Here is an 11224-nt window from a genome sequence, read left to right as displayed (position 1 = left end):
ACCGATCGCACAGTCCGCGGTTCTCGCTTACGGTGTTTGCTCACGGCTCGCTTCGCTCGCCGTTCGCATTCCCGCGGTTCTCGCTCACTTCGTTCGCTCACGGCTCGCTTCGCTCGCCGTTCGCATTCCCGCGGTTCTCGCTCACTTCGCTCGCTCACGGCTCGCTTCGCTCGCCGTTCGCATTCCCGCGGTTCTCGCTCACTTCGCTCGCTCCGAACCGCGCTCGCTCCGAACCGCGCTCGCTCCGAACCGCGCTCGCTCCGAACCGCGCCTCCAACGTGCGATCGGATGTGTAGTGACTGTCAGAGAGTACCATAGAATCACAATAGCAGAGAGCAGATTCGTCGCAGCCACGGCACAGTTGCCGTCGCATGGGATTACTCGATACGGGAGAGCTTTCCGTCGACGTTGCGTTCGTGATGGCGGTTCCGAACGACGTGAGCGCTCGAGAGGCAGAAAAAGGCGGCGACGACGAGGCCGGCGAGGGCAGTCATCGGCACGGCCGACAGGAGCGGGATCCCGAGGAACGCCGCACCGATAAGGGACGCCCCGGCCACGCTAAGCCCCGCATACCACCGATCCCACCGATCCTGTCGATGGGTATCCGTATCGAGGTACATCATCAACAGGTCGGCGTTGTCCGCCAGCGAGATCAACCCTCGGTCCTGGTCGTACTCGACGATACCAGCGTCGTCCATCTTCGGAAGATGGGTCTGATAGAGGGCGACGTAGACTCGTTTTCGCTGGTCGGAGCTGAGGGCGTTGATATCAGTGTCGTTCTCCCAGGCGGCGATCTGTTCCGCGAGCTCGCCGAGCGTCACCGTTTCGTCGGCGTCCAGGAGGTACGCGAGGACTTCGCGCCGACGGCGATTCTTTAAGAGCTCGAAAATGACGTCCTTCGAGAGCCGCTCGTCCGTCTCGTCGGTGACCGAGGCGATCTCATCCGGAAGTGACGTGTCTACCGACGACATTATCGCGACCCTCCGATCGTAGCGACCCCATTCGCGTTCGTTGTCCCCAGTGCACGGCAGGAAAAGCCACCAGAGCATCGGCTCGACGGTGACCGCTGTACGTTCGAACGGCGGATCCGAATCACGTTTGACACACCAAGTTGAACACCAACGGAGATACTCTTAAAAACGGCCACGTTTCGCACCGGCTGCAAAGGACGTACGGAGCGGCTTCCGGAGGGAGTCTCAGTGGTGACTTCTCGCCGTCGTGACGGCCGCTCTCGGTCGCCGGCGAAGTCGGTCGGTACCGATCGATTGTGGGCGCGTATCGACAGGGTACGGAGACGCGGGCCGAGAACGGATCTGATACCGGCGCGACTCGGGGAACTGAGTGACAACACGGCAGCGATACCGATCGTTCGGCCGATCGGATATAAAGTCGATCGACAGTTCACACACGAACGACTGGTTTACACGTCGAATAGAGGGATTTACGCCGATTGCTCGAGTCGACTATCCCCGCATTTCATGTAGTATGATCACACGAACCTATGTGGGTCGAAGCGACCGGTGACGGCCGTTTCGCCCGGATACGACCGATGGGACACGGTCTCGACGCGACCGTCACGGTTGTTTGCTCGAGAGTGACGGTCGCGTCGGTCGTCGTCGCCGCTCGGTTTAGCGTCGGCGACGGGACTCCTTACTGGCTGTTACGTAGATGCTCCCCGAACCCATCCGGTGAATACACTTCCTGACAGTCAGGCGTCAGAATGGTAAGTCGGTGTTTCCTGCGAAACCATGTGAACCCCTTACAGTGACTGCACGGTTTCGGTCGGATACTGATGACGCGGTCTATAATCGATCACGCCAGCACCGAATCGCAGTCGGAGGCGGTCGAGGCTGGTCTCTGTCCAGACTGTGAGACCGATACGATCGTCCACGATCCGGACCGCGGCGAACGGGTCTGTGAGGAATGCGGCCTCGTTCTCACCGAGGACCCCATCGATTACGGCCCGGAATGGCGAGCGTTCAACGCCCAGGAGCACGACGAACTCTCGCGGGTCGGCGCGCCCCTGACCCAGTCGATGCACGATCGGGGGCTGACAACGACCATCGATTGGCGCAACAAGGACGCGAACGGTCACTCGATGTCGGCCGACAAACACGGTCAGCTCCACCGGCTTCGGGTCTGGCAGGAACGAATTCGAACGAAAAACGCGGGCGAACGAAACCTCAAATACGCCCTCTCCGAGATCGACCGGATGGTGAGCGCGTTAGGCGTCCCCAAGCCAGTCAAGGAGACCGCGAGCGTCATCTATCGACAGGCGCTCGAGCAGGACCTCATCCGAGGCCGATCGATCGAGGGCGTCGCGACCAGCGCGCTCTACACCGCATGTCGTAAAGAGGACATACCGCGGAGCCTCGAGGAAGTAACGTCGGTTTCACGCGTCGACCAACGCGAGATCGGTCGCACCTATCGCTACATTGCGGACGAATTGGATATTAACCTCGAGCCGACGAACCCTCGGCAGTTCGTCCCGCGCTTTTGCTCTGATCTAGACGTCGACAAGGACGTCGAAACCAAGGCCGTCGAGATCATCGATCTAACGACCGAAAAGGGGCTCCATTCGGGCAAGTCACCGACCGGGTTCGCCGCCGCGGCGATCTACGCCGCCGGATTGCTCTGCGACGAAACCATTCCGCAGCGAGCGGTCGCCGACACCGCCCAGACGACCGTCGTGACCGTCCGGAACCGGTATCGCGAGCAACTCGAGGCGATCGACCAGCAGCCGGCTACATGATCGAGCGGTCCTTCTCGTCTTCCTCGTAGACCTCCTCGTCGAGCAGCGCGTGGAGGTTACTGTAGGGAACGAACGCGAGGAACCGGTCGTCATCGTCGTATAGCTCGAGTCCGTCGTCGGTGTGATCGTAGCGCTCGCAGACGATCTGTCCTTCGGGGAGGATCGCGCGGTACATACGACGACGTACGTTCGCATCAAGCATATCTGTTGGCCGTGATCGGCGAGCGAAATCGGTTTACCCCCACCGCCGCTACGACCGGTCAGTGACCGACGAACGTTCTTCGCCGCCCTCCGACGAACAGCGAAGCGATCCCCACGACTCGAGCGACGGGGAGACGGCCGACGCCGACGCGACTTCGGACGAGAACGACGCCGACGCGACCGACGACGCCGACGAGTTCACCATCGCCGACTTCCACGACGCCAGCCAGCAGGAGGGACGGCCCGTTCTCACCGCCGCGGCCGTCTCTCGAGCGCTCGAGATCCCCCACGAGGAAGCGAACGAGCGACTCGAGGCGCTCGCCGAAAACGGCGACGTCGAGCGCCACGCCGTCTCGACGGATCCCGTCGTCTGGTACCCGACCGAACTCGAGGACCTGACGGATCGAGAACGGGTGGTCGTCTTTCCGAAACAGCGGGAGATCGTCGTCGATCGGCCCGACCAGTTCACGCGCGCGCAACTATCGCAGTTCGCTCACCTCGCGGATGCGAACGGCGAACAGGGCTACCGCTACGTCGTTCGGCCGGCCGATATCTGGGGTACGCCCCACGACTCCTTCGAGGACCTCGCGCGGACGATGCGACAGGCGCTGGGCCAGCGGTCGGATGCACTCGAGGAGTGGGTCGAGAGTCAGTGGGACCGCGCCCACCAGTTCCGGCTGGTGACCCACGATGACGGGTATACGGTTCTCGAGGCACAGAGTCCCGAAATCATGGGCAACGTCGCCCGGCAGAAGCTCGACGAGGAACACGTCCACGCGCCGATTTCCGAGACCGAAGACTGGGTACAGGAGGGCTCTGAGGCCGCGATCAAGCGCATCCTCTACGAAGCTGGGTATCCGGTCCAGGACCACCGCGAACTGGCCTCCGGCGAGGAGTTGCCGATCGATCTGGGGGTGGTACTGCGGGACTACCAGCAGACGTGGGTCGATCGCTTCGCGGAGGCGGGTGAGGGCGTCTTCGTCGGCCCGCCGGGCAGCGGGAAGACGGTGGCCGCGATGGGCGCGATGGCCCACGTCGAGGGCGAGACGCTCGTCCTGGTCCCGAGCCGCGACCTCGCACAGCAGTGGGCCGACGCGATCGAGGAGTACACCTCGCTCGAGCCCCATCAGATCGGCCAGTACCACGGCGGCCGGAAGGAAGTGCGGCCGGTGACCATCGCCACCTACCAGATCGCGGGGATGGATCGCCACCGCTCGCTGTTCGACGACCGCGAGTGGGGGCTGGTGATCTTCGACGAGTGCCAGCACGTCCCCTCGGACGTGTACCGGCGGAGTACGCACCTACAGTCCAAGCATCGCCTGGGGCTCAGCGCCAGCCCAATCAGGGAGGACGACCGCCAGACCGAGATCTTTACCCTCGTCGGGCCGCCGATCGGCACCGACTGGGAGGCGCTGTTCGAGGCCGGCTTCGTCGCCGAACCCGAACTCGAGATCCGCTACGTGCCGTGGGGCGACGACGAACAGGCCAACGCCTACGGCTCGGCCGAGGGCCGCGAGAAGTACCGCATCGCCGCGGAAAACCGGGGCAAGATCGACGAGGTCCGGTACCTGCTGTCGGCTCACCCCGACGCGAAGGCGATCGTCTTCGTCGACTACCTCGACCAGGGCCGCGAGCTATCCGAGGCGCTCGAGGTGCCCTTCCTCAGCGGCGAAACGCCACACCACGAGCGACGGCGGCTGCTCGAGGAGTTCCGCCGGAACGAGCGCGACCTGCTGCTCATCTCGCGGGTCGGCGACGAGGGGATCGACCTGCCGACGGCGGATCTGGCGATCGTCGCCTCCGGCTTGGGCGGCTCGCGGCGACAGGGGACCCAGCGAGCCGGGCGGACGATGCGTCCCGCCGGCGGCGCGCTCGTCTACGTCCTTGCGACTCGAGGGACGCGCGAGGAGGACTTCGCCCGGAAACAGCTCCAGCATCTGGGTCGAAAGGGGATCACGGTCCGCGAGCAGGCCGTCGAGCGCGGCGAGGACTGAGTGGGGTCGGTCGGAGAGAGGTGAGGCAGAACGGCCCCACGAGTGCGACCCCGAACCGAGGCCAATATTCAAGGTCGCGTGTTCGAACTGTACTGATAGTATGAACGAGCCACGCGGTCGCGGGGTGAGGGAGCGGTGAGCGACGGAGGGACACAGCGCCAGATTCTCGTCGGCGAAACGGCCGACGGCGCGAACCTGAAACTGCCGGTCGTGGAACTGCTGACCGGCCGCGGGTTCGTGACGGGGAAATCAGGCTCCGGGAAATCGAACACCGCGTCGGTCATCGCCGAGGAACTGCTCGAGGCGGGCTATCCCCTCCTCATCGTCGACACCGACGGGGAGTACTACGGGCTCAAAGAGGAGTACGAGATGCTCCACGCGGGAGCCGACGAGGAGTGCGACATCCAGATCGGGCCGGAACACGCCGAACAGATGGCGACCATCGCCCTCGAGGAGAACGTCCCCGTCATCCTCGACGTCTCTGGCTATCTCGACGAGAGCGTGGCCGACGAGTTGCTCCGAGAGGTCGCCCGCCAGCTGTTCGTCAAGGAGAAGAAGATGAAGAAGCCGTTCTTGCTGGTGGTCGAGGAGGTCCACGAGTACATTCCGGAGGGCGGCGGCGTCGGCGAGACGGGGAACCTGTTGATCAAGATCAGCAAGCGCGGCCGGAAACACGGCCTCGGAATCCTGGGGATCAGCCAGCGACCCGCCGACGTCAAGAAGGACTTCATTACGCAGGCGAACTGGCTCGTCTGGCACCGGCTAACCTGGGACAACGACACCAAGGTCGTCGGCCGCATCATCGACACCGAGTACTCGGAGCTCGTCGCCGACCTCGACGACGGGCAGGCGTTCGTGCAGACCGACTGGACCGAGGCCGACGTCCGAAAGGTCCAGTTCCGCCGCAAGCGGACCTTCGACGCCGGCGCGACGCCCGGTCTCGAGGACTTCGAGCGCCCCGAACTCAAGTCCGTCTCGGACACGCTGGTCGGCGACCTCCAGGACATCTCCGAGCGCAAGGACCGCGAGCAAGACCGGATCAACGAACTCGAGAACGTACTCGAGAAAAAGGAGAAACGGATCGAGACCCTCGAGGACGAGTTATCCTCGGCGCGGGACGTCTCGAGTGCGGCCAGACAGATGGCCGACGCGTTACAGAACACGGACACGGTCCAGTCGGAGCTCCCTGGCTCGAGCGACGACCTCCGCCGGCTCCACGAGGAGATCGCCGAACTCGAGACCGAACGCGACGAGCTTCGGGAGGCGCTCGACGCGCGCAACGACCGGATCGAGGGCCTCGAGACCGAGCTCGCGGCTCGCGAGGACGAACTGGCAACGCTTCGCACGGACAACGAACAGTTACGCGAGGTCGTTCGCGACCTCGAGCGCGAGGGCGCCGACGGAAACGGGACCGCCAAGAGCGGGGCCGGCGACGAGTCACCCATTCTGCAGGCCGGCGGCGACGACATCGAATTCGGCTACACGCCCGTCGACGCGGACGGCGGTTCGGACGGCGAGAGCGGGTCGGACGCGGCTGCGATCGACGATCCGACGCTCGTCGTCGCCGACGAGGAACGCGAACTCGCGGAGCTGCTCGAGATCCCGTGGGTCCGCGACCGAGTCACTCGAGCGTGCGAGGGATCGCGGTGCTCGGTCGGTGCGGCCCGGGAGATTCTGGCCGTATTCGCCAAGGACGGTCCGCTCGAGGCGGAGTCGATCGCGGCTCGGGTGAACCGGTCGACGGTCGCGGTGCAGAGTCTCCTCTCGGAGCTGCGGACGGGCGGGATACTCGAGCGCACCGAAGAACGGACGTACGCGCTGTCCGAGGACGTCCGTGCGGAACTGGCTCCCTCGGCCGCCGACGAGTGAGCGTCGGGACCCGCGTCGAGCGCCGGTCGTGTCGTCCCGTCCTGTCACGTCACGTCACCGTCGGAGACGGTCGCCGACCGCCTCGATCGCGGCCGGCTCGGTTCCCTGGTGGACGGGAAGCGCGACGAGTTCCCGCGAGAGCCGGTTTGCGGTCACGTACTCGTCGCTCCCCCGGACCGACTCTCTGAGTATCGGCCAGGTGTGGGCTCCCGTGACGCCGGCCGCCTCGAGTTCCGCGAGAATCGCGGCCGAATCGTCGGCCCGGACGGGGAATTCGTACGGCGAGATCCCGGTGGGAAGCGAGTCGAACAGCAGCGTCATGTCGTCTCGGTCGCCGAAGATCTCCCGCCATGTTCGGTAGTTCTCCCGCCGCCGCTTCCGAATCGCGTCCGGGTCGGCGGCGTCGGCGATCGACGCCGAGAGCTTCGACATGGGTACTTTCGCAGCCTCGTATCTCGCCTTCGGATCGACCGATTCCGAGCCGTCAGAACCGTCGGAGAGGGCAGACTCGACCGACCGGTAGAGCGACGGACTCGTCTCGAGGAGGGCTCCTGCGACCGACGTGGCGAGGAACCGGCAGTCGACGCTCCCGACGCGGTCGGCGGGCCCGGCGAACGACGACGGGGAATACCGCTCGCGAATCTCCTCGTCGGTTCGATAGAGCAAGGCGCCATCGGGAACCGGGAGCAGCTTCCGTAGCGTCGTGATGCCGAGATCGCCGTCCGTCCCCAGCAGCGTCCCCTCGTGGATGCTGAGCGGCGAATGTGCGTTGTCGTCGACGTGGTAACAGTCGTATTCGTCGGTCAGCGATGCGATCCGCTCGAGGCCGGGCTGTGGAAAGCCGAAGTAGTTGACGGACATAACGGCGACGGTGTCGTCGTCGATCCGTGCCTCGAGGTCGCCGAAATCGGGAGCCAACGTCTCCTCGATCGCGTAAAATCGCGTCTCGAGCCCGAGGTCGCGGAACGGTTCGGCGATCGCCGGCGAGAGGTAGGCCGGAACGACGACGTTTCCGCCGGGATCGGCGACCCCGGCGAGCCCGTCCCTGAGCGCGGCTTTCCCGGAGCCGTAGTGCGTGTACGCCACACCGGGGGCGTGTCGGTCGACGAAGGAGTCGATTCCTCCCGTACCCGACCGGGAGCGGGAGAGATCGAAGACGGAGGGGGTAGTAGTGATCATACGTGTGACCGCTTTGTGAATCGATACCGAGAGCGGCGGTTATCGAATCAGTTGGTAGTCGCGTGGTCTTAGTGAACCGGACGATACAGCTCAGGACCGAGTGGCAATGGCTACTTACAGCCGATGCTCGCCGTCTCACTCGCTCCGCGATACCGAACTGACGGGGAAAGCACTTGCATAACAAAGCCCGGGCGGGCAGACATCGCGTCCATGGCAGGTTCGACTGACGATAACGACCTTCGTCTGCTCGTCGTCGGACTCGACGCCGGTTGTCGACCGGTGCTCGAGCCGATGTTCGAGTCGGACAAGCTCCCCACCTTACAGCGGCTGTTCGAAACGGGCATTGCAGGACCTCTCGAGTCCCAGATTCCCCCCTGGACGGCCAGCGCCTGGCCGTCGCTGTACACCGGCAAAAACCCGGGGAAACACGGTGTGTACGATTTCCTCTCCTTCGACGGCTACGAGTGGGACGTGGTCAACGCGACCCACGTCCGCGAACGACCGGTCTGGGAACTCCTGAGTGACAACGGACTCTCGAGCGTCGTCGTCAACGTCCCGGTGACCCATCCGCCTCGTGCGTTCAACGGCGCGTTGATTCCGGGACTGACAGCCCCGGAAGATCCGGACTGTCACCCCGACGGGATCCTCGAGGACGTGAAACTCGCCTGCGGCGACTACTGGATATACCCGCAAAGCGGGCCGTTGCCGGACCGCTCGATCGAGGGCTATCAGCGGACGATCGAACTCCGAGGAACGGCCTTCCGATACCTCTGTCGGCGGATCGCACCGGACTTTGGCTTCCTCCAGTTTCAGCAGACCGACTCGGTGTTTCACGAGCGACCGGGAGACAAGGAGGCGATCGAAGCGGTCTACCGGGCGGTCGACCACCAACTCGAGGAGACGCTCGAGCGGACGGAGCCCGAAAACGTCCTGATCGTCAGTGATCACGGTATGGGAAAAGTGACCGGCGACGAGTTCCGCGTCAACGAGTTCCTCCGGGACGCGGGTTACGTAAGCGCCCAGAGCGGGGGTGAGGGAATGCCCGACTGGTCGAAATCTTGGGAGAACGATCTGCTCGAGGGTGCGGTCGCCAGCGACTCCGGGCCCGGTGCGCTCGAGCGGGCGATGAACTCGGCCGCGACCGTTGGGCTGACGACCCAGCGAATTGCGGATGCACTCGAGCGCGTCGGGCTGAAGGAACCGATCGGCAAGCGGGTGCCCAACGATATGATCCGGGCGGCGAGCGAACAGGTCGACTTCCCGAACTCCCGAGCATACGTCCGATCGAAGAGCGAACTCGGCGTCCGGATCAACCTCGAGGGGCGCGAGCCGAACGGACAGGTTCCGGCCGCGGCGTACGAGCGCGTCCGCGATGAGCTCATCGAGGCGCTGTCGGCCGTCCGGACGCCCGACGGCGAGCCGATGTTCGACGCCGTCGAACCCAGGGAGACGTACTTCGAGGGGCCGCACGTCGACGAGGCACCCGACATCCTGACGGTTCCGGCGGGATTCGACAACGCGATCGCCGCCGATCTCGGCACGGAGCGCTTCGGCGAGCCGATGGAGCCGTGGAACCACAAGCCGACCGGTGTCGTCGCTGCCGCCGGGCCGGCGTTCGACGAGTCCGCCGCGCTCGAGGGGGCGACGATCTTCGATATCGCGCCGACGATCTGTTCGCTGTTCGACGTGCCGATCGATGTTGCGATGGACGGCGAAGCGCTACCGGCCGTCGACCGGAGCACCGAGCAATCGTACCCGGCTTACGATCCGGAACCGATCAGGGCGACCGACGAGGGAACCGTCGAAGACCGACTCTCTGACCTGGGCTACCTATGAGCGTCGAAATACAAACCCTCGATCCGCGAACCGACGGCGACGAGTGGAATCGGTACGTCGAACGATCCGACGGGTCGAACCCGTTCTTCCGGACGGAAGCGCTCCGATTGCAGGCCGAATACACCGGAACGACCCCGTACCTGCTCGCCGGGTTTAAAGGGCAGGAGCCGGTCGGGATCTTCCCCGTCTTCGAGTACACCAAAGGCCCGGTGACCGCCGCGTTCTCTCCGGCACCACACTCCTGGACATCGTACCTCGGACCCGCCCTGCTGAACGTCGATAAGCTCAAACAGCGCAAAGCAGATCGCCGGATCAAGCGATTCCTCGAGGGCTGTCTCGAGCGGATCAACACCGAAATATCGCCGCTGTACAGCAAGTTCGTCACCGCCGAGTTCGACGACATTCGTCCGTTCGTCTGGAACGAGTACGACGTCAAACCCTGTCACACGTACGTCGTCGACCTCGAGGGGACCGAAGAGGAGCTACTGGGGCGGTTCAGCAGCGATGCCCGGAGCAACATCCGAAACGCCGACGACGACAGCTACACGATCGAGGAGGGCAATTCCGATGACGTCGAACGCATTGTCGAGAAGGTTCGAGAACGCTACGAGAGCCAGGGCCAACCGTTTCGGCTGCAGTCTGACTTCGCCAGGTCGCTCCACGAACAGCTCCCCGACAATGCGATCCGTCCCTACGTCTGTCGCGTCGACGGCGAGTTCCTCGGCGGGATCCTCGTCGTCGAATCCGACCGGACGCGGTATCGCTGGCAGGGCGGGGTCAAACCGGACGCGGACGTCGATATTGCGATCAATGATCTGCTGGACTGGCACGTCATGCGCGACGGCCTCCGCGACGGAATCGAGGAGTACGACCTCGTCGGAGCCGGCGTCCCGAGCATCAACCGGTACAAGGCGAAGTTCAACCCGCGCCTCGAGACCCACTACGAGATCACGTCGGGTTCGTTCGGCGTCGACCTGTTGGTCGATCAGTATCAGAAACACCGGTAGCGTCCCTGCTGTCACAGCTGTCCACGCGTCCCCGGGACAACCCCGACAGACAGAACCCGATATATCGTCAGGCTAGATGATGAGTATCAGATAGATAATAGTTCGATCGCCGTTTCGTCATCTATTTATATCATATCACTAATTTGAAGGGACATGGGGATAACTATCAATGTTGCAGACGATGCAAATGTCGAACTCGACGATGTGGACATTACAATCTACGGAGATACCATAGCGTTTTCCGTCGAAGGAGAGATCACCGACGTTCCCTTGGACGTGCTGAACGAATTCGCCGGGAACAAATTGACACCGGTGGAGATCACGTTCGAACGGAATTCCTAAATATCGCAACTGTTATACAAGGGTTACAGTATTACCTTGTATAC

The 11224-nt window shown here is 63.8% G+C and carries 9 protein-coding genes; 6 read left to right on the top strand and 3 right to left on the bottom strand.

The genetic code is table 11. The features are described 5' to 3' along the window. Positions 1–377: 377 nt before the first annotated feature. Positions 378–971, bottom strand: coding sequence for a DUF7344 domain-containing protein (locus CP556_RS15205; protein WP_098726377.1), 594 nt, complete (start codon positions 969–971; stop codon positions 378–380). 821 nt (positions 972–1792) lie between these two features. Here CP556_RS15205 and CP556_RS15200 point away from each other — a divergent pair. Further along, positions 1793–2752 carry a transcription initiation factor IIB gene (locus tag CP556_RS15200; RefSeq protein ID WP_098726376.1) on the top strand — a complete coding sequence of 320 codons (960 nt, stop codon included), beginning with the start codon at positions 1793–1795 and terminating at the stop codon, positions 2750–2752. Here CP556_RS15200 and CP556_RS15195 read toward each other — a convergent pair. Continuing rightward, positions 2745–2927, bottom strand: a complete 183-nt coding sequence (locus tag CP556_RS15195; protein WP_098726375.1) for a hypothetical protein — start codon at positions 2925–2927, stop codon at positions 2745–2747. The genes CP556_RS15200 and CP556_RS15195 overlap by 8 nt on opposite strands. A gap of 88 nt (positions 2928–3015) precedes the next feature. On the opposite strand from CP556_RS15195, the gene CP556_RS15190 reads away from it, so the two are divergent. Further along, positions 3016–4947 (top strand): DEAD/DEAH box helicase, encoded by a 1932-nt coding sequence (locus CP556_RS15190; RefSeq protein WP_098726374.1) that lies wholly within the window; start codon positions 3016–3018, stop codon positions 4945–4947. Positions 4948–5082: 135 nt separating this feature from the next. Beyond that, positions 5083–6816 carry an ATP-binding protein gene (locus CP556_RS15185; RefSeq protein WP_098726373.1) on the top strand — a complete coding sequence of 578 codons (1734 nt, stop codon included), beginning with the start codon at positions 5083–5085 and terminating at the stop codon, positions 6814–6816. A gap of 54 nt (positions 6817–6870) precedes the next feature. Here the strand turns inward: CP556_RS15185 and CP556_RS15180 are convergent, their stop codons facing one another. Then, complete coding sequence (locus tag CP556_RS15180) at positions 6871–7995, bottom strand: DegT/DnrJ/EryC1/StrS family aminotransferase (RefSeq protein WP_098726372.1); 1125 nt, start codon at positions 7993–7995, stop codon at positions 6871–6873. A 210-nt stretch (positions 7996–8205) separates the two neighbouring features. Between CP556_RS15180 and CP556_RS15175 the strand changes: the two genes are divergently transcribed. From CP556_RS15175 to CP556_RS15165, 3 genes are all read left to right on the top strand, one after another. Next, a complete protein-coding gene (locus CP556_RS15175; protein ID WP_098726371.1) occupies positions 8206–9831 on the top strand; it encodes an alkaline phosphatase family protein in 1626 nt (541 codons plus the stop codon). Next, positions 9828–10838, top strand: a complete 1011-nt coding sequence (locus CP556_RS15170; RefSeq protein WP_098726370.1) for a lipid II:glycine glycyltransferase FemX — start codon at positions 9828–9830, stop codon at positions 10836–10838. The genes CP556_RS15175 and CP556_RS15170 overlap by 4 nt, the downstream gene beginning before the upstream one ends. A gap of 153 nt (positions 10839–10991) precedes the next feature. Further along, positions 10992–11180, top strand: coding sequence for a hypothetical protein (locus CP556_RS15165; RefSeq protein ID WP_098726369.1), 189 nt, complete (start codon positions 10992–10994; stop codon positions 11178–11180). Positions 11181–11224 lie beyond the last annotated feature (44 nt).

Origin of the sequence: Natrinema sp. CBA1119 (assembly GCF_002572525.1) — an archaeon.
Lineage (GTDB): Archaea > Halobacteriota > Halobacteria > Halobacteriales > Natrialbaceae > Natrinema.
This window is presented reverse-complemented; position numbering and strand designations above follow the sequence as displayed.

Bases quoted from the DNA above. Each gene is read 5' to 3' on its own strand.
- CP556_RS15180 (WP_098726372.1), bottom strand. From the start codon at position 7,995: ATGATCACTACTACCCCCTCCGTCTTCGATCTCTCCCGCTCCCGGTCG.
- CP556_RS15205 (WP_098726377.1), bottom strand. From the start codon at position 971: ATGTCGTCGGTAGACACGTCACTTCCGGATGAGATCGCCTCGGTCACC.
- CP556_RS15195 (WP_098726375.1), bottom strand. From the start codon at position 2,927: ATGTACCGCGCGATCCTCCCCGAAGGACAGATCGTCTGCGAGCGCTAC.
- CP556_RS15175 (WP_098726371.1), top strand. From the start codon at position 8,206: ATGGCAGGTTCGACTGACGATAACGACCTTCGTCTGCTCGTCGTCGGA.
- CP556_RS15170 (WP_098726370.1), top strand. From the start codon at position 9,828: ATGAGCGTCGAAATACAAACCCTCGATCCGCGAACCGACGGCGACGAG.
- CP556_RS15200 (WP_098726376.1), top strand. From the start codon at position 1,793: ATGACGCGGTCTATAATCGATCACGCCAGCACCGAATCGCAGTCGGAG.
- CP556_RS15165 (WP_098726369.1), top strand. From the start codon at position 10,992: ATGGGGATAACTATCAATGTTGCAGACGATGCAAATGTCGAACTCGAC.